At 72.6% G+C, this 19,194-nt stretch carries 10 protein-coding genes; 9 read left to right on the top strand and 1 reads right to left on the bottom strand.

All coding sequences use genetic code 11. The features are described from left to right. Positions 1–3 precede the first annotated feature (3 nt). The 3 genes from AB0F89_RS34980 to AB0F89_RS34970 all read left to right on the top strand — a co-directional run bounded on the left by AB0F89_RS34980 (position 4) and on the right by AB0F89_RS34970 (position 4,577). A complete protein-coding gene (locus AB0F89_RS34980) occupies positions 4–1,041 on the top strand; it encodes an NlpC/P60 family protein (protein ID WP_367130384.1) in 1,038 nt (345 codons plus the stop codon). Positions 1,042–1,624: 583 nt separating this feature from the next. Next, positions 1,625–3,289 (top strand): hypothetical protein, encoded by a 1,665-nt coding sequence (locus tag AB0F89_RS34975; RefSeq protein ID WP_367130382.1) that lies wholly within the window; start codon positions 1,625–1,627, stop codon positions 3,287–3,289. Further along, positions 3,276–4,577, top strand: coding sequence for a hypothetical protein (locus AB0F89_RS34970; RefSeq protein WP_367130380.1), 1,302 nt, complete (start codon positions 3,276–3,278; stop codon positions 4,575–4,577). Before AB0F89_RS34975 ends, AB0F89_RS34970 begins: the two co-directional genes overlap by 14 nt. A gap of 157 nt (positions 4,578–4,734) precedes the next feature. On the opposite strand, the gene AB0F89_RS34965 is transcribed toward AB0F89_RS34970, so the two are convergent. Beyond that, the gene (locus AB0F89_RS34965; RefSeq protein ID WP_367139133.1) at positions 4,735–5,040 is read right to left on the bottom strand and encodes a peptidase inhibitor family I36 protein; all 306 of its coding nucleotides are present in this window, start codon (positions 5,038–5,040) and stop codon (positions 4,735–4,737) included. On the opposite strand from AB0F89_RS34965, the gene AB0F89_RS34960 reads away from it, so the two are divergent. The 6 genes from AB0F89_RS34960 to AB0F89_RS34935 all read left to right on the top strand — a co-directional run bounded on the left by AB0F89_RS34960 (position 4,934) and on the right by AB0F89_RS34935 (position 19,167). Further along, entirely contained in the window at positions 4,934–5,302 is a 369-nt protein-coding gene (locus AB0F89_RS34960) for a hypothetical protein (protein WP_367139187.1), read from the top strand. The two genes, AB0F89_RS34965 and AB0F89_RS34960, sit on opposite strands and share 107 nt — an antisense overlap. A gap of 285 nt (positions 5,303–5,587) precedes the next feature. Continuing rightward, complete coding sequence (locus tag AB0F89_RS34955; protein WP_367130378.1) at positions 5,588–6,550, top strand: ArsR/SmtB family transcription factor; 963 nt, start codon at positions 5,588–5,590, stop codon at positions 6,548–6,550. Between the two features lie 146 nt (positions 6,551–6,696). After that, on the top strand, positions 6,697–7,278 hold the full coding sequence (locus AB0F89_RS34950) for a dihydrofolate reductase family protein (RefSeq protein WP_367130376.1): 582 nt from the start codon (positions 6,697–6,699) through the stop codon (positions 7,276–7,278). Between the two features lie 241 nt (positions 7,279–7,519). Then, positions 7,520–11,788 (top strand): LamG-like jellyroll fold domain-containing protein, encoded by a 4,269-nt coding sequence (locus tag AB0F89_RS34945; RefSeq protein WP_367130374.1) that lies wholly within the window; start codon positions 7,520–7,522, stop codon positions 11,786–11,788. Positions 11,789–11,938: 150 nt separating this feature from the next. Next, positions 11,939–18,679 (top strand): RHS repeat domain-containing protein, encoded by a 6,741-nt coding sequence (locus AB0F89_RS34940; RefSeq protein ID WP_367130372.1) that lies wholly within the window; start codon positions 11,939–11,941, stop codon positions 18,677–18,679. A gap of 17 nt (positions 18,680–18,696) precedes the next feature. Continuing rightward, positions 18,697–19,167 (top strand): hypothetical protein, encoded by a 471-nt coding sequence (locus AB0F89_RS34935; RefSeq protein WP_367130370.1) that lies wholly within the window; start codon positions 18,697–18,699, stop codon positions 19,165–19,167. Positions 19,168–19,194: the final 27 nt, after the last annotated feature.

Below are 19,194 nucleotides of genomic sequence, written 5' to 3'. Positions count from 1 at the left end.
GGGATGAAGGCGGAACGGCGACTCACGTGGCTGCCGCGGGCGGGGGTGGCGGCGCTGGTGGTCGCCGCTCTCGCGGTCGCGCTGGTCGTCCGGTGGCCGGACGTCCCCACCGGCGGGTCGGGCGGCGACCGGGCCGTCGAGCCGGGATCGGTGAGCCCGCAGGCCGATCAGCTGGTCTACGAACGGCTCGACGCGCCCGCCCGCACCGTCGTGCGCGACAAGGCGGGCGGAGTGGTCGTCGCGGTGTTCACCGACGGTGCGCGCACGGCCCAGCTCGTCGGCCCGCGCCGGTCCTTCAGCGAGCCCAAGGCGACCACCGCGACCGTCACCACCTCCTCGTGGGTGCGGTTGCTGCCGCAGCCGTGGCGGGTCGGCGCCGAGGTCGAGGGCTGGTTCACCGACTGGTTCGCGCGAGCACGCGGTGACACCGGTCCCGACGTGCTCGCCGTCGCCACCGAGTACCTGATCGACATGCCGGACGAGACCGACGCCAACGGTGTGCGCTTCCGGGGGGACGCCTCGTTCGGCCCGGTCAAGTCCTCCGGCGCGGGCCGGCAGGAGCAGTCGGACTTCTACGACTACCTGGGTCTGCCCTGGGACTTCGTCAACGGCACCAGCGCGCAGCCCGAGCGCAGCCGCTACGGCGCCGTGGACTGCTCGGGCTACGTGCGCCTGGTGTTCGGCTACCGCCTCGGCATGCCGCTGCTGGGCGTCAACGCCCCGGGACCGGGCCTGCCCCGGCGCGCCTACGCCATCTCGGAGTTCGGCCCCGGCGTGCAGCTCGTCGCCAACGAACGCCGCCGCGCCACCGACTACAGCCGGCTCCAGCCGGGCGACCTGGTGTTCTTCGAGGTCGAGGACGACCCGGACACCCTGGACCACGTCGGCATCTACCTCGGCCTCGACGACGGCGGCCACCACCGCTTCATCTCCAGCAGGGAGCGCATCAACGGGCCCACGCTGGGCGACGTGGGCGGCACCTCGCTCTTGGACGACGGCGGCTTCTACTCGACTTCGTGGCGGTCGGCCAGGCGGCTGTGATCTCCCGCGGAGCCGTCGTCACCTGATGCGCGCGGTCGACCCGAGGGGCTTCAGGGCGGTGCGAGTGTGCGCCCCGGCGGGCCTCCAGCCCACGGCGGGGGTGCCCGGACCGAGCCGGTGCGGTCTCGTCGGTCGGCGCGGCACCGGGACCTCGTGCCGCAGACCGGCACAGGTTCCGGTGCCGCATCCGCCGCTAGGGAACGCGTCCTCGATGAGGGCAGTGGCATAGTCTTCGAGCGCTGGAGCGCATCATGGATACGGCCAGTCCGGGTGCCGGTGGGATCGTGCCAAGGATGTTGGACCATGCGGAGTTAACGCTGTAGGTCGGCACGGGCCGGGAACCGGTCGAATGGGAAGGGTTCACGTGCGAGGAGCCCTCCAAGGTCTGGAGCCACGTCCGCTGAACCGCTTATCGGCGGTGATCATGCTGCGTACGGCGTGGCACAGCCGGAGGTCGGATTCGCTCGTGTGCTGGCCCGACGTCGCAAGGGCGTACCGCTACCGGGTGAATTCGCGGTGTGCGGGTCGGTTCGGGCCCTGACTGGCTGGGCGCGGCCCGGGGCCGGCTCTATGGTCTGGTGGCATGGTCTTGCTCGAACCCGAGCACCGCGCGTTGTTCGCGGTGGACATCGAGCGGTCCGCTGACCCTCATCGGCACAACGCGGCGTCGGTCGCGATGCGGCGGGCGCTCCGGGAGTGCTTGGCCGGGGCGTTCGCCCAGGCGGGTATCGACTGGGGCTCGTGCCACGACCACGATCGTGGTGACGGGCTGGTTGTGGCGGTCCCCGCCCGGTATCCCAAGCGGTTGTTGCTGCACCCGGTCCTGGGTGTGCTGGTCGATGCCCTGCGCGCGCACAACGAGCGTGCGCCGGAGTCGGAGCGGATGCGCGTGCGGGTGGCGGTGCACGACGCCGACGTGGTGCTGGACGACTTCGGCTACACGGGCAGGCCGATGGTCCTGCTGGCGCGCCTGCTGGACTCGACCCCGCTGCGTGGCGCCCTGGCCGCCGCCCCGCAGGCGGCGCCGGTCGCTGTGATCGTCTCCGAGCGGTTCCACGAGGACGTGGTGAGCCAGGGGCACTCGGACATCGACCCCGAGAGCTACCAACGGGTCGAGGCGCAGGTGAAGGAGAGCCGGGTCGTGGGGTGGCTCCACGTGCCCGGCCAACCCGAGGTGAGCGCCCCGGACGGCGGCTGGCGCGACCGAGCGGCGGTCAACCACGAACGCGACGGGCTCTTCGGCGTCGAAACGACCACCGCGCGGGTGCGCGAGGCGCTGGCCAATCCGACGGGCTCGTGGATCCTCGCCGTGCGCGGCACGGGCGGGATCGGCAAGACGACGGTCACGTTCGAGGCGGTCGACCGGGCGCACCGCGACGGGCTGGTGGACCGGGTGCTGTGGACGACCGTGCGCGGCGACGGGCCGGAAGCCGACTTCTCGCCCGACGCGCGGAGCTGGTGGATGGAGACCGTGGTCGACCTCGCCGACCAGCTCGGCATCGTGCTCGGTCCCGATCCGCGTCAGTGGGGCGAGGGTTTCCGCGACAGCCTGGCGACGGCGAACGGCCGCGTGGTCACGGTCGTGGACAACGTGGAGACGCCGCGCCAGGCCACCGTTCTGGTCGACCGGCTCGACGGCTTCGGCCTGGCCCGGCCGAACAAGCTCGTGGTCGCCAGCCGCAGCCGGGTCGAGGGGCCGTTCGGGCTGGTGCAGCAGCACATGATCCGAGGGCTGTCCGAGGATGACGCCGTGGCGCTCGTGCGGCACATCGGGCGCGACGACGAGCAGTTGGTGACGGCGCCCCGAGAGTTGCTGTCCCCCGTCGTCGGGATCACGGAGGGCAACCCGTACTTGCTCAAGCTCGTCGTCGGCCGCTACCTGTCGACCGGGCTGCCCCTGGGGCGGGTCGCCGAGGAGCTGACCGACGCGGCGACGCACACCCGCGGTCGCCTCGGCCGGCAGGTGAAGGACTACCTGTTCGACCGGTCGCTCGCGGAGCTGGAGCTGGTCGCGAGCCCGGACAACGCGCAGGCGCTGATCGCGGCGTTCTGCGTCAAGCGGCGCGGCGACGAGATCAGCCGCGAGGAGCTGCGGGAGCTCGCCGGGCTGGGGTCGGACGCGTTCGACACCACGTTGCAGGCCGCTTTCGACCTGGGCCTGGTGCAGGCGTCCCGGCTCAACTCCCGGTACTCGATCCACAGCCTGCTCTACGAGTACACCCGCCCGCAGGCCGATGACCTCGGCTGAGCGGACCTTCCGCGGCTACGGTGGCGCCAACCGCGCCACGTGGCACGACGTGGTGCACCGGTCGTTCGAGCGGTCCGCCCGCGGCGCGGACGACGACTCGCCGGAGGACGTCCTGCGGACGATGGTCAAGGACCTGGACAACGTCAGCCGGTACCGGATCCCGGTCGACGGCGTCGTGCTGTCGCGGTTCCTGGACCGGTTCGTGGAGCTGGCGGTCAGCGCGATCGAGCAGGGCGACCGGCCCGGGGTGGCGGACTTCCCGGACGTGGTGCAGGCGGCGGCCTCGGTGTTCGCGGCGGCGGGGCTCGCGGGCTGGCCGGTGCACCTGGCCAAGGCGTCTTACTACGCCCGGGTGACGGAGGGCGACGAAGCCCGCAGGCGGGAGCTGGCGCTGGCCCTCCGGGCGTGCCGCACGGCGCTGGACCGCGTGGAAGTCGACCTCGCCACCGCCCAGTTCGCGATCGACCTGACCGAGTACCAGTCGGCAGCCCGGTTGCTGGACCGGTGCCTGACCGTGTGCTCGACCGATCCGACGTGCGCACACCGGCTGCCCGAGGTGCGCGTGTGCCTTGGGAACCTCCACTACACGCAGGGCGGCCTGCGCACGGCGTTGACCCACTACCAGGCGGCGCTCACGGCCGACGTGCCGTCGGACAGCCACCGGGCCATGCGGGCATTGGCCAGGGCGCACCACTACAGCGGTCGCGTCCTGCACATGCTGGGACGGGAGGAAGAGGCCCTGGTGAGCCTGGTCCGCGCGCTCGACCACCGGTACATGACGCACGCCGAGCACGAGCGCAAGAGCGGCTTCCAGCACATCGCGATCGGCGAAATCCTCCTGCTGGGCGGCGCCTGGGACGAGAGCGAACACCACTTCACCGAGGCCCGCCGGGTGTTCGCGCGCCTGCGCCACAACACCGCCGCGCACGCGATCCTCGACGCGGCCACGTCCCGCCTCGCGGTTCGGCGAGGTCGGTACGACGAAGCCCTTGCCCTGCTGGACAACGCCGTGAGCGGTTCCCGTGCCGGGGGTTACCGCCGCGGCGCCGTGCTGTTCGAACTGCACCGGGCGAACCTGCTGCTACGTCGCCGCGCTTACGGGGCGACCGTGCGCAGCGGGCTGGCGGCAATCGGCGCGTGGTTGCCCTTCCTGCGCCGGGGCAACGGTTTTCGCGCGGTGCGAGGTGCGGTGGAGTACGCGTGGGCGTTCCTGCGGCAGGTGTTGTCACGACGTCGAGCGCCAGTGCGCCGGTTGAGCTGCCCGTGCCCGGTCCACCGTCAGCCCTGAGCCATGCTGAACGTGGTCTACATCAGACATTCTCGGCAATGGCGCGGGTCGGATGTTCACCAGGAACGAGAGCCGGGCGAAGATCGGTTGTGGCATACGAGGGCCACCGCGATGCAGTCCTTCGCATGCGGTGGCCCCCGTATCACGGATCAGGTGATCAGCACGGGTCGCTGGGGCGGACCCACCGGTGGGAGCGCAGGATCACGCCGGTGCTGTTGATCGCCGACGCGCCCTGGGGGACCCAGATCTCGGGTGAGGTGTAGTTGGCCCCTCGGTACAGGCACACGCCGTCGTACGCCGTGCTGGTCCCGCGGTTGTAGATCGCCTTCACCGGCCTGGACGACGACCAGGAGCAGGTGACCGGCGTGGATCGCCAGTCGTTGTCGGCGTTGGACCAGCTGCAGCGGCTGCTGCTGCCGTCCGTGACCGGCCAGACGCAGACGTTCCCGGAGGTGCAGGACAGCGCCTGCGCCGAGACGTCCGAGCCGGCGGACAGCGTCCACCCGGAGGAGGTCGGCCTGGTCGTTGTCGCGCTGCTCGCTGTCGCCGTGCCCACGAGCGATGTCATTGCGGTGGCCAGGATGAACAGCACGGCCAGCATTCGCCGCACACCCCCTGTGCCGCTCACCGACCTCGTCGTGGCCGGCGCGGTCGTGGTGCCGACAGCCGGCGCGGACGCCGTCGTGGATCTCTTCATCGGTTCCCCCTTGGTTCCTGTCGAGTGACCCTCGCACTGGCCGTCAGCTTCCCGGCCGGCGCATCCAGCGGGGTGATCGTGGCAGTGCCCGTGGGTCGTTTCGGTGTCTTTCGAGCACGTTCGAAGGACACCTCGACGTTGCTCTCATCGAGGGATTCGCCCCCTGCCGTGTATCCACGAGCCCGGTCCTCCTACCGGAGCCGAAGGGGCGTCGAGCCGGACGCCGCGAGGACGGGCGACGATCCGGGGGGACGCTGTGCCTGTTTTGCGCATCCACTTCACCGGTGTCGATCTCGGACGCACGAGGGTGAAGATGGAGACGGACCTGATGTGGGAGGTGGTGAGCAGCGTCCAGCTGCTCCAGCACGGTGAGGGTGGGGCGCATTTCGACTGGTGGCGCAGGCACGTGCGCGACCTGGTCGCGCGGGACAGGAAGGTGGGCGCCGCCGTCCGGGCGTTGACCGCGGTGGCTCCGTTCGCGACCTACTTCCCCGACTTCCTCACGCCCGATGTCGACGTGCCCGATCTCGACACCGGTGTGGATGTCGTCCTGTCCACCGCGCCGGCGCGCCTGCTGGACGAGATCGACCGGCTGCGGGCGACGACCGGCACGACGGCCTGGCTCGACGACCTGGCCCGCGGGGACCTCCGGGCGTTGGGGTGGCTGCGGACCGCGCTGCGCACCTACGTCAAGGAAGTCATCCAGCCGTACCGGCAGACCGTCGAGCAGGCTCTCGGCGACGAACGCGCCGATCGCCTCCACACCTACCTGCGGCACGGACCGGACGGCCTGCTCGCGGGGTTCGAGCCGCTGATGAGGTGGCGCCCGCCGGTGCTCACCATCGACTACGCCGTCGACCGCGAACTGCACCTCGACGGCCGCGGCCTGCTGCTGGTCCCGTGCTACTTCGGCCTGCACCGCCCGGTGGCCTTGGCGGACCCGGAGATGCGCCCGGTCCTGGTCTTCCCCGTCCGCCCCGAATTCCGCTTCACCGCTCATCACACCGCCGGCAGCGACCTGGGCGCTCTGCTGGGCCCCACCAGGGCCGCCATCCTGCGCTCCACATTGGCCGCCTGCACCACGGCGGGACTCGCGAAGCTCAACGACATCTCGCCCGCCACGGTCAGCCACCACACCGGCGTGCTCCGCAACGCCGGCCTGATCACCACGCACCGCCGCGCGAACGCTGCGAACCACCTCATCACCCCACTGGGCATGCAACTGCTCGACAAGTGCCGCACTGTGCCCCCGCGTCCCGTCGGGAACCGGAGCTGATCGCCCTGCGCCGTTCGGGGAAGTCGACTGCACCGACGTTGCCCCGGGGTGACCGTGATCGCCGGCGGTCGGTGTCGGTCGGTGTCGGCAGGAGCGACAGTTCGCGGCACGCTGATTTGGGCATCCCGAAGCAGAGGAGAGCCCTCGTGGGCAAGGTGGTCATGTACGGCTCGGTGTCGGTGGACGGCTTCATCGCGGACGAGGAGGACCGGCCCGGACCGCTGTTCGACTGGTTGTCCAACGGCGACGTCCCGTTGGACGGGAGCGGCGTGCTGAAGGTGTCGCAGCGGTCCTACGACCACACCCGGCCGTACTGGGACCGGATCGGGGTGACGATCGTCGGCCGCTACGTCTTCGACCTGACGGACGGCTGGGACGGGAAGCCGCCGAGCGGGGTCGACCACGTGGTCGTCGTGACGCACCGGCCGCGGCCGGAGGGCTGGGACGCCGAGGCGCCGTTCCACTTCGTCGGCGACGTCGAGGCGGCTGTGGCCAAGGCGCAGGAGCTCGCGGGCGACCGCGTGGTCGAGGTCGCCGCCGGCGATGTCGGTGGCCAGGTGCTCGCCGCGGGTCTGGTGGACGAGGTGCGCATGGACGTCGTGCCCGTGGTGCTCGGATCCGGCAAGCGCTTTTTCGGGTCGGTCCACGCGCAGCACCTCTTGGAGGACCCGGACTTGGTGATCCAGGGCGACCGGGTACTTCACCTGTGCTACCAGGTGCGCCGCTGACCGCTCCGAGCGTCGCACCCGACAGGGCCACGTCATCGGGTAGCGGGTCGTTGACGTTCGGTCACCCCGGCTGTCCTGACCCGGCGTTACGTGATGATGCCCACTGATGGGGGTATTGCCCGGATCCGCCTGGTTGACGAAGAGTCTGTCCCGTTTGCGGTGGGCGGTCGTCGTCTGCCGGGCGGTTCTGGGGGGCCATGCCATGAATACGGTCGCGCGCGGACGCGTGCGGGTTTGCGCTGTGGGTGCTGTCCTCGCGGTCGCGTTCGGACTGATCGCTCCCGTCGGCGCGGTGGCGGCGCCCGCCGTGCCCCCGGCCGGAGGGCCGGTCGCCATCGAGCAGACGCCGACCGACCCCGCCGACCGCGAGCGCGTGGCGGGCGTGGAGTCGGCGCCGCTGGGCCGGTCCTACACCGACGCCATCGCCGAGGCCGTGCGCACGGGTGAGCCCGTGGAGGTCGCGGACGTCACCACCGAGACCACCCGGGCGATGGCCCAGCCCGACGGGACGATCGAGCACACCACGCACGCGCGGGCGGTGCGCACCCGCAAGTCGGGGTCCTGGCAGGAGATCGACACCACCCTGGAGCGCGGGGCCGACGGCCTCGTGCGCCCGCGGGTGGCCGAGGCCGACGTCGTCCTCTCCGGCGGCGGCGACCGCGTGCCGCTGGCGGTGGTGGGGCACGCGGGCAAGGAGGTCGGCCTGTCGTGGCCGGGCGTGCTGCCCGAGCCGGTGCTGGCGGACGACACGGCCACCTACCCGGAGGTCCTGCCCGGGGTCGACCTGAAGATCACCGCGGACGGCTTCGGGTTCTCCCAGGTCCTGGTGGTCAAGACCCCGCAGGCGGCGGCCGATCCCGCGCTGCGCGAGATCCGCTTCGGCAACCACACCCGCGGCACCCGGGTCACCAAGAGCGACGTGCCGGGCGCGAGGGCGCGCTCCGCGGGTCCCCGGCCCTCACGGCTGGCGGTGGTCGACACCGCCGGGCAGACGCTGTTCACCGGGGACGCCTCGCGCATGTGGGACTCCTCCGGGGAGGGGCCGTCCGCCGACCGGCTGGTCGAGCCCGCCCAGCGCGACCGGGCGGCCGTCATGGGGGTCCGGGTCACCGACACCGAGGTGGCCATCACCCCCGACCAGGCGTTCCTGGCCGACCCGAAGACCACCTACCCGGTCTACATCGACCCGTCGTACTCCTGCGGGTGCGGCCGGGTCAGCCAGGTGGTGCTCTACAAGTACGGCAACTCGGTCGGCGAGACCGCCTGGAACGACACCTACCTCAAGACCGGGTACGTCTACGACTCCACCCAGGGCGTCTACATCACCGCGCGCTCCTACATCACCTTCGACCTCGGGAGCGTGCCGCGCTCGGCGGCCATCCACTGGGCCAAGCTGTACCTGACGGTCAACAACTCCTACTCCAACTGCCCCGGTGTCACCCAGGTGCACGTCACCGGCGGGGTCGGCGGGGGCACGCGGTTCGGCAGCGAGCCCGGCCGGGAGCGGCACGTGGGCAACGTCGGGGCCTACACCGGCTGCCCGGGCGAGGGCGGCTGGTCGACCCCCGGCCACGACGGCAACCGCGGTGACGCGCTGAGCAACTACGTGCGCGAGATCTGGGCCGCGGGCGGGCGCGGCAGCCTCACCTTCGGCCTGTTCGGCGACAGCGAGTCGGTGCAGACGCACTGGCGGCGCTTCCGCACCAACCCCGGCCTCACCGTGCAGTACAACACCGCGCCGAACCGGCCGACCGAGCTCGGCGCGTTCAACGGGCAGGCCGGCCTGGGTTGCACCAACGCCGCCGCCGCCACCCTCGTGGGCCGCGGCGACGTCACCCTGCGCGCCCGGCTGACCGACCCGGACCCCGGCGCGTGGGCGCGGGGCAGCTTCGTGGTCTACCGCGACGGTGTGCGGCAGGGCTTCCTGGACACCGGTGGCCAGCCCTCCGGCGGGATGCACCAGGTCACCGTGCCCGCCGAGTGGATGGGCGGTGGCGGCGTCATCTCCTGGCGGGTGCAGGCGTGGGACGGCGACGGCGGCGACGCCCTGGCCTCGCCGTGGACCGGGCCTCCGGGGGCGCCGGACGACTACTGCCGCTTCACCCGCGACACGGTGAGCCCCGACGCACCCGGCGTGCAGTCGGTGGACGGGGCCTACCCGCCCTACAACTCGCCCGACGCCCCCACCGGCGGAGTCGGGGTGACCGGGCGGTTCAAGCTCACCCCCGGCGCCGCCACCGGCCTGGGCGGCGCGGTGGACGTGGTCCGCTACCTGTGGTCGGTCGGCGTGGACGACTACCGCAACAGCGTCGCGGCCGGACCCGACGGCACCGCTGAGATCTCCTTCACCCCGCTGGCGCAGGGCGACTTCCCGCTGTACGTCAAGTCGGTGGACCGGGCGGGCAACCAGTCGCTGCGCCTGGTCCCGCAGCCCGACCAGGCGCAGGACTACACCAGGTACCTGTTCCGGGTGCCCGAGGGCTCGGCCCCGGTGGCGCACTGGACCTTCGAGAACGGCGGGGAGGACGTCAGCGAGTCCGGCGCCCACCCGCTGACCTTCCACGGCATGACCACCACCGAGGGCACGCAGGGCCACGTCGGGCAGGGCCTGCGGCTGGGTCGCAGCGCGCAGGACGTCGCCGTGGCCACCGGGCCGGTGGTGGACCCGACGAAGTCGCTCTCGTTGTCGGCGTGGGTCTGGTACGACCCGGCCACGACGGCGGACTACACCTCGGTCCCGCTGGCCATCGACGACACCTACGCCTCGCCGGTCATGCTGGCCTACCGCAAGGACGACAAGCCCGCGGCGATGTGGTCGCTCGGCATGTCCTGCAGCACGACCACGGCCTGCCTGCGGGTGGCCTGGAGCGACGCGCCCGCCCAGAAGGGCGAGTGGACCCACCTGGCCTTCACCGTGGACGAGGCCACCGACACCGCGTGCTTCTACGTCAACGGCGTCAAGCAGTCGTCCTGCCTGACCGGCGTCGTCCCGCCCGCCTCGGCCGACGACGTCCTCGTCGGGCTCGGCCGGTGGGAGGCCGCGTTGCGCAACCCCTGGTACGGCCGGGTGGACGACGTGCGGGTGCACAACCGGGTGCTGGCGCCGTCGGAGGTCGCCGCGCTGGCCAACGTCCCGGTCGAACGCGCCCGCTACGCCCTGGCCGAGGACGGGGGAGTCGTCGCCGACGACTCCGTGGGCGCCAACGACGGCGCCCTTTACGGCAGCGGGGTCTCCTGGGCGCCGGACGGTCCGGGTGCGGTGTTCGACGGCCGGTTCACCTACGCCGCGGACCAGTGGGCGGGTTCCGGGAGCGAGATCAAGGCGCGGTGGAAGCTGGACGACGACCTGGTCGACTCCTCGGGGGCCGGCGCCGCCGCCCTGCGGTACTGGCGGGGCGGCGGGGAAGCCCCCGCCCGCTTCGTCCAGGGCCGCATCGGGTCGGGCGTGGCGCTGGACGGCGTGGCCGAGCGGATGATCACCGGCGGCGCCCGCGTCGACACCACCCGCTCCTACTCCGTGGCGGCCTGGGTGCGGATGGACCACACCAACCAGGCGGCGGCGGTGATGGCCCAGGACGGCACGCGGGTCTTCGGGTACTCACTGATGTACTCCAAGGCGGACAACCGGTGGGCCTTCACCGTGCCGCACAGCGACCAGGACAACACCCCGGTCACCCGTGCCCTGTCCTCCTCGCCCCCGGTGGCGAGCCGGTGGACCCACCTGGTGGGGTCCTACGACGCGGCGGCGGGCAAGGTCCGGCTGTTCGTCAACGGCAGGTTGAACAGCGAGGCGCCGTTCACCACGCCCTGGTCGGCCAACGGCACCTTCACCGCGGGCCGGGACCTGTGGAACGGCGTGCAGGGCGACTTCTTCCCCGGCGTGCTCGACGACCTGCGCGTCTACAACCGCGCCATCGACGCCGAGGACGCCCACGGCCTGTGGAACCGGGGCAGCGACGTCAGCGCCCCCCTGGCGCCCGAGGTGAGCGCCGACCGCTCGTTCAGCATCGCGGGCTGGGCCAAGGCCGACGCGCACGACACGTCGGCGCGGTCGGTGTTCTCCCTCGGCGGCTCGGTGTACATGCCGGTGACCGTCGGGTACCGGCCGAGCATCCGGCGGTGGGAGGCGATGGCCGTCAGCGGGTCGCAGGACGCGCCGGTGGCCCACCGCATCTACTCCAACGAGGAAGCCGTGACGGGGGAGTGGGTCCACCTCGCGGTCACCTACGACGCCGGGAACGGGCAGCTGCGCCTCTACGTCAACGGGGTGCCCCAGACCTGGATGCTCAGCAACGAGAACCCGGAAAACCTGCCCTACCGGTCGCTGCCGCAGTCCCTCGCCGCGGACACCGGGCGGCTGCTGATCGGGCGCGGGACCTGGACCGGGCTCAACACCGACCCCTGGTGGGGCCGGATCCGCGACGTCCGGGTGTTCTCCGGGGTGCTCAGCCCGCAAGCCGCGCTCGCCATCGCCAACGGCAGCGACGGCGGGGGCGAAGAGGAGACCTGACCCCGCCACCGGCGGCCTGCCGGGCGCGGTCCTGAACGCGCCCGGCCGCCGGCACCGCTTTCCGCTTTCCCGCAGGGGGGATCCCTCGCACGGGGTCCCCGCCCTGCGGCTCCTTGCCCTGCGACTGTGCGCACTGAGGGGATTTCGTCGATGAGCAGCGAGGACAGAGGCCGGTCCCGGTCGAGGCGCGCGTGGTGGGCGGGCGCCTTCGGCGTGTCGGGCGTCGCCGGGTTCGGCACGGCGGTCAAGGCCGTCGCGGTCGCCACCGCGGTCGCCGTGACCGCCTCGGTGGTGTCCGGCTCCACGCCGCGGCCCGATCCCCGCGACTGGCTCGGCGGCGCGCCGCTGCCCGAGGTGCAGCAGGAGTCGTCCGTGCCGGGCGGCCCCGTGCCGATCGCCCGCGCCCTCGGTGTCGACCACACCGCCGAGCGGGCCATGACCGAACCGGCCCGGCCGAAGTGGCCGGCGGCGGGCTCGGCCGTGGTGGACCTGCCCGAGCGGGCCGCCGGGACGGCGCGGGCCGACGGGCTGCCGGTGCGGGTGGGCCAGGGCGGGGGCGCCGCGGGACCCGAGCGGGTGCGCGTGGAAGTCCTCGACCGGGAGCGTGCGCGGGAGCTCGGCGTGGACGGGGTCGTGTTCACCGTCGCCGACACCGACACCGACACCGGCCGGGGTGAGGGCGGCGAGGTCGAGGTGGAGCTGGACTACGGCGACTTCGCCCGCGCCTACGGCGGTGGATGGGCCTCGCGGCTGGTGCTGGTCGAGCTGCCCGCCTGCGCCCTGACCACCCCGGAGCGCTCGGAGTGCCGCGCGGCCAAGCCGCTGCGGGGCCGCAACGCCCCGGCCCGCGGGCTCCTGTCCGGCACGGTGGCCCTCACCACCCCAGAGAAGTCCGACGCCGAGCAGCCTGACGCCGAACAGCCCTCCACCGAGTCGACCGCGCCGTCGTCCCCCACCACGTCACCGCCTCCCACGTCGCAGGCCCCCACGTCGCAGGCCCCCGAGTCGAGCGCGCCCGGCACGACGAGCCCCGCGCCCACCGGCGAGCCCTCGGCCACCACGGCCCGGGTCGCCGGTTTCGCCCGGACCGCCCTGCTGGGCCAGCCGGCCGGGAACAGCCCGACCGTGCTGGCGGCCGTGGCCGGGGCCAAGGGCTCCGAGGGCGACTTCACCGCCTCCGACCTCTCGTCCACCGGTTCCTGGTCGGCGGGCGGCCCCTCCGGCGACTTCACCTACTCCTACCCCATGCCGGTGCCGCCGGTGCCCGGCGGGCTGGTCCCCGACCTGGCCCTGGCCTACAACTCCGGGTCCGTGGACGGGCGCACCTCGGCCACCAACGCCCAGGCGTCGTGGGTGGGCGACGGGTGGGAGTTCACCCCCGGCGGGTTCGTCGAGCGCCGCTACAAGAGCTGCGCGGAGGACGACGGCGGCAACCAGGGAACGCTCGAATCCGCCGACCTGTGCTGGGCCGGGGAGAACGCCGTCATCTCCGTCGGCGGCGTCACCGGCGAGCTGATCAAGGACGCGACCACCGGCCGCTGGGTGGCCCGCGCCGACAGCGGCGCCAGGATCGAGCTGCGCACCGGCGCCGCCAACGGTGACGACAACGGCGAGCACTGGGTCGTCACCACCACCGACGGCACCCGCTACTTCCTCGGCCTCAACCGCCTCCCGGACGCGCCCGCGGGCGCCCCCGACACCGGGTCCACGTTCACCGCGCCCGTCTTCGGCAACCACGCGAACGAGCCGTGCAACGCGGGGACCTTCGCGGCCTCCTGGTGCCGGCAGGCGTGGCGGTGGAACCTCGACCTGGTCGTCGACGCCCACGGCAACGCCATGGTGTTCCGGTACGCGCAGGAGAAGAACCGCTACACCCGGGGCGGCATCGACGGCGCCGCCACCGAGTACGTGCGCGGCGGCCACCTCACCGCCGTCGACTACGGCCTGCGCGAGGGCGCGCTGTTCGCCGCCCCGCCCGCCAGGGTCGAGTTCGAGGTCGCCGAGCGCTGCCTGCCCGCCGGGGCGGTCACCTGCGCCCCCGAGCAGCGCACCGAGGCCAACGCCGCGCACTGGCCCGACGTGCCGGTGGACCTGGTCTGCCGCGACGGCAGCGACTGCAAGGCCGTCTTCGTCAACCACGAGTGGGACCCCGGCGTGCACACCCCGGCGTTCTTCACCACCAAGCGGCTGACGAAGGTCGTCGCCAAGGTGGACGTCGGCGGCTGGCAGCCGGTGGACTCCTGGGCGCTGACGCACCTGTTCCCCGCCACCACCGACGGCACCGACCCGGCGCTGTGGTTGCGGACCGTGCAGCGCACCGGGCACGTCGACGGCGCCGCGACCACCCCGACCACGACCTTCGCGGGCAGCCCGCTGGACAACCGGGTCGACGCCCGCACCGAGATCCGCCCCCTGTCGCGCTACCGCCTCACCGGCATCGACAACGGCCACGGCGGCAACACCGGGGTGCGCTACCACGACCTCGACTGCGTGGCCGGGCAGCCGCTGCCCGCCCCGGAGGCCAACACCCGACGCTGCTTCCCCACGTGGTGGAAGCCCTACTCCGGCTACGACGACCCGATCCTGGACTGGTTCCACAAGTACGCCGTGGCCGAGGTCGTGGAGCAGGACCTCACCGGCGGCTCACCCGCCGTGCGCACCAACTACGACTACCCCGGCGGCGCGGCCTGGTCCTGGGACGACAACGAGATGGTCCCCGCGGCCGAGCGCACCTGGTCGCGCTGGCGCGGCTTCGGCGCCGTGCGCACCACCCTCGGCGACCCGGGCTCCGGGCAGGTCGTCACCGAGTCGCAGTACCTGCGCGGCATGGACGGCGACCGGCTGCCCGGCGGCGCGAAGCGCGCCGTGTCGGTCCCCGGCACCGATGACGCGGCCACCGACCACGAGGCGCTGGCCGGGTTCCTCCGCGAGGAGCGCAAGCTCCTCGACGGCGCCCTCGTCAGCCTGGTGATCAACGACCCGTGGGTGTCGGACCCGACGGCGACCAAGGGGGACAAGCGCGCCCACAAGGTCAACGTCAAGTCGGTCCGCAAGCGCGACCGCCTCGCCGACAGCACCTGGCGGCGCACCAAGCAGGCCGTCGAGTTCGACACCGCGGGCTTCCCGATCCGGGAGGAGGACTTCGGCGTCGTCTCCACGTGGGACGAGACCAGCGCCTCCGGCGACGAGAAGTGCACCCGCACGACCTACGCGTCCAACGCGGACAAGCACCTCCTCGGGCTGCGCGCGACCACCACCACCCACGCGGGCACCTGCGCCACCGAAGCCGCGCCCGGGACGGTCCTGTCGGCCGGGCAGTTCGCCTACGACGGGCAGGAGGTCGGCGCGGCGCCCCTGCGCGGCGACGTGACCACCGCCCTGGCCCTGGACTCCTGGACCGCGGCGGACGGCCGGAAGTGGTCGCAGACCCAGGCCACCCACGACGCCTACGGCCGCGCGCTGACCTCCGTCGACGTCCTCGGCGCCACCTCCACCACCGAGTACGCGCCCGACACCGGGCTGGTCACCAGCGTGCGCGCCACCAACGCCCTGGGCCACAGCACCCTCACCCGGCTCGACCCGCGCCGGGGCAGGCCGGTGGCCACCACCGACGCCGCCGGCGTGATCACCCAGGGCGAGTTCGACCCGCTGGGCCGCACCGCGCGCGTGTGGGCCGCGGGCGTGGCCGACAAGACCAAGGCCCCCGTCGCGGTGTTCGAGTACACCACCCGCGCCGACGGGCCCTCGGTCATCGCCACCAAGTCCCTCCAGGACAGCGGCGCCTACAAGACCTCCTACACCCTGCTCGACGGGCTGCTGCGCAACCGGCAGTCCCAGACACCGCCCGCCACCAGCGCCGGGCGGATCATCACCGACACGATCTACGACACCCGCGGCCTGGTGGTCAAGTCCAACAACGGGTACTACAACGACGAAGAGCCGTCCACGACCCTCTACGGGGCAGCGGACAACTACGTCCCCAACCAGACCGTCACCGAGTACGACACCATGGGGCGCGCCACGGCTTCGATCTACCGCAAGAAGGCCATCGAGCAGTGGCGCACCACCACCGTCCACCACGGCGCGGACAAGATGAGCACCATCCCGCCCGAGGGCGGCACCGCCACGACCCTGGTAGTCGACGCCTTCGGCCGCCACGTCGAGAAGCGCGACTACAAGGTCCGCGCCCAGGCGGGCAACGACGTGGCCACCGCCTTCCAGGCCACCCGCTACGCCTACGACCGAGGCGGCCAGCTCGCCTCGGTCGTCGACCCGGCCGGCGCCAAGTGGACCTTCGAGCACGACCTGGCGGGCAACAGGGTCCGCGTCACCGACCCGGACGCGGGCGTCTCGACCACGTCCTACGACAAGGCGGGCCGCGCGGTCAGCGCGACCGACGGGCGCGGCTTCACCGTGGCCACCGCCTACGACGTGCTCGGCCGCAAGACCGCGACGCACGAGGACTCGCTGAGCGGCCTCAAGCTCACCGGGTTCACCTACGACACCCTGGGCAACGGCAGGCCCGTGTCCGCCACCCGCTACGTCGGCGAGCACGCCTACCGCACCGAGACCACCGGCTACGACAGCGCGGGCCGCACCACCGGGACCAAGGTCACCATCCCGGCCGTCGAAGGCGCGCTCCAGGGCGAGTACCTCTACGAGCAGACCTACACCGCGACCGGCAAGCTCGCCACGGAGTCCATGCCGGCGGCGGGTGGCCTGGCGCGGGAGGTCGTCCACCACACCTACGACGGCGCCGGCCTGCCGAAGACGTCCTTCGCGTTCAACCCGGTGTCGGGCGCCACCGCGACCTACGTCTCCGACTCCACCTACTCGGTGTACGGGGAGATGCTGCAGGTCGTGCGCGGCGCGGCCACCTCGACCCGCAACGTCGTGACGACGAACTCCTACGACGAGGGCACCCGCAGGTTGATCCAGACCGTGGTCAACCGCGAGACCACCAGCCAGTCCAACGTCGTGGACCGGCGCTACGGCTACGACCAGGCCGGCAACACCACCCGCATCTCCGACGTCCCCGCCGGCGGCCCGCACGACACCCAGTGCTTCGACCACGACTGGCTGGGCCGGTTGGCCTCCGCGTGGACCCCGGCCTCCGGGGACTGCTCGGCCGCCCCGACCACCGCCGCCCTCGGCGGCGCCGCGCCGTACTGGCTGGAGTGGGAGTTCGACGCGGCGGGCAACCGGCTCACCGAGAAGTCCCACGCCGCCGCCGGGACCACGGTCCGCACCTACGGTCACCCGACCGTGGACGCCGCGGGCCTCGGCCAGCCGCACACCACCCGCTCGGTCACCGAGACCGCGCCGGACGGCGTCCAGCGCACCAGCTCCTTCGGCTACGACGCGGCGGGCAACACCCTCACCCGCCAGGTGGACGGCGTCACCCAGGAGCTGCACTGGAACAGCGAGGGCCGCGTCGCCTCGGTCACCGAGGGCACGAAGGTGCTGTCGTCGTACCTCTACGACGCCACCGGCGTGCGGCTCCTCGCCCGGGACTCCGACGCCACCACGCTCTACCTGCCCGGCCAGGAGGTCCGCCTCCCCAAGGGCTCGACCACCGCGAGCTGCGTCCGCTACTACCGCCACGGCGACTCGGTGGCCATGCAGCGCTCCACCGCCGGGGGCCTGGCCTACCTGATCGGCGACCACCAGGGCACCGGCGCGATGGCGTTGCGCACCACCGACCTGTCGGTGACCCGCCGCTACCAGCTGCCCTACGGCGGCGCCCGCGGCGCGCAGCCCCCGTGGCCCAACCAGAAGGGCTTCGTCGGCGGCGACCGCGACCCCACCGGCCTGACCCACGTCGGCGCCCGCGAGTACGACCCGGCGCTGGGCCGGTTCGTCTCGGTCGACCCCGTCGTCGACTTCCACGACCCGCGCCAGATGCACGGCTACGCCTACGCCCACCACAGCCCGGTCACCCTGTCGGACCCCAGCGGCGAGTTCGTCGGCCTGCTGATCCAGGCGATCCAGATGATCGTCACGGCCCTGTCCAACGCCATCGCCGCGATCAGCAAGGGCAAGTCGGGCACGGCCAACACCCGCACGGGCCCCAAGGTCACCCACGTCAGCACGGTCAACGCCATCCCGGCCGGCAAGGGCTGGGGCCCCTACAACCGCCAGCTGGTCCTCAACCGCGAGACCGGCAAGTGGGACGCCTACGACGTCTACAACGACACGTACGCGGTCGAGGGCGAGTGCGGCGCGGCCCCCGGCTTCGTCGGCCCGATGCCGGACTGCACCGGCACCCTCGTGATGCAGCGCACGGTCCTGCACCAGACCGGTCTGGACTGCGGCGCCCACGGCACCCCCAAGTGCCCGAGGATCGAAACCGCCCGCGCCGCCCCCGGCTCGGTCCCCCTGCCCAGCGTCGGGGACGTGGTCGACTTCTTCGTCGGCGACATCATCAACTGCGGCAAGAACCCCGGCCTCACGGCGGCGTGCGGCATGGCCGTCATCGGCTTCACCCCGATGGGCAAGGGCGCCAAGCTCGCCTCGAACGCCGTCGACGCGGGCGTGGACGCCGCGCGTGCCGCCGACGACCTCGGCGCCGCCGCCCGCTCTGCCCGCAACGGCGTGGGCGAGGCCAAGGGGAAGCAGCACGCCGCGTACGCGGGCGGCTACGACCCCAAGACGGGCAAGGTCTACACCGGCTGCAGCGCGAACCCCGTCAACTGCGCCGAAGTGGACATCGAGCGCCAGATCGGCCGCGGCGCCGATGCGCCGGTCTTCACCAAGACCTTCGGCTGGCGCAAGGGCGAGTGGATCGAGATCCCGGTCTGCGTCAACTGCCAGGCTCGGTACACTCCTTCGCAGTTCCCGCCCGACGTCCTGTTCGACAAGGGCGGTCGGTGGTCGCTGAACTCGCAATAGGTGGTCGGAGAGAAGCAATGGGTCTCGTCGATGTCGAGCTGTCCCGCCACGACTGGGTGTCGCTGCCCGTGGCGGGGGACCGGGCGGAGGCCACCCCGCGAAGTCTGGTGGGGTTGCTCTCCGCACACACCGAGGAGGACGCGGACCGGTACTACTGGCGGCTGGAGAACGTCGTCGTCATCCAGGGCCAGCTCTACGAGGCCGCCCCCGCGGTGGTGTCGGTGTTGTTGGCGGGCTTGGCCGGGAAGCTGTCCAAGCCCGCCAAGGAGTGGGTGCTGGAGCTGCTGTTCCAACTGGTGGCCGGCGAGTCCTCGGCGGAAGCTGTCGACCGGGGCCACCCGGACCTGGGCGACCGGTGCAGGCTGGCGGCCCGGGAGGGCCTGTGGCTGCTCTATTCGGAACTGGACGGCCCCTACGACCAGGCCGTGCGCGCCGTCCTGGAGCGCATCGACGAGGAGTCCGGCAGGCTCGCCGCCGCGGGCGCGTGACCACCCGGGTCGGTCCCGCAGACGGAC

It is taken from the genome of Saccharothrix sp. HUAS TT1 (assembly GCF_040744945.1).
In the GTDB taxonomy this organism is placed as follows: Bacteria; Actinomycetota; Actinomycetes; order Mycobacteriales; family Pseudonocardiaceae; genus Actinosynnema.
This window is presented reverse-complemented; position numbering and strand designations above follow the sequence as displayed.

Bases quoted from the DNA above. Each gene is read 5' to 3' on its own strand.
- AB0F89_RS34980 (WP_367130384.1), top strand. From the start codon at position 4: ATGAAGGCGGAACGGCGACTCACGTGGCTGCCGCGGGCGGGGGTGGCG.
- AB0F89_RS34975 (WP_367130382.1), top strand. From the start codon at position 1,625: ATGGTCTTGCTCGAACCCGAGCACCGCGCGTTGTTCGCGGTGGACATC.
- AB0F89_RS34970 (WP_367130380.1), top strand. From the start codon at position 3,276: ATGACCTCGGCTGAGCGGACCTTCCGCGGCTACGGTGGCGCCAACCGC.
- AB0F89_RS34955 (WP_367130378.1), top strand. From the start codon at position 5,588: ATGGAGACGGACCTGATGTGGGAGGTGGTGAGCAGCGTCCAGCTGCTC.
- AB0F89_RS34940 (WP_367130372.1), top strand. From the start codon at position 11,939: ATGAGCAGCGAGGACAGAGGCCGGTCCCGGTCGAGGCGCGCGTGGTGG.
- AB0F89_RS34935 (WP_367130370.1), top strand. From the start codon at position 18,697: ATGGGTCTCGTCGATGTCGAGCTGTCCCGCCACGACTGGGTGTCGCTG.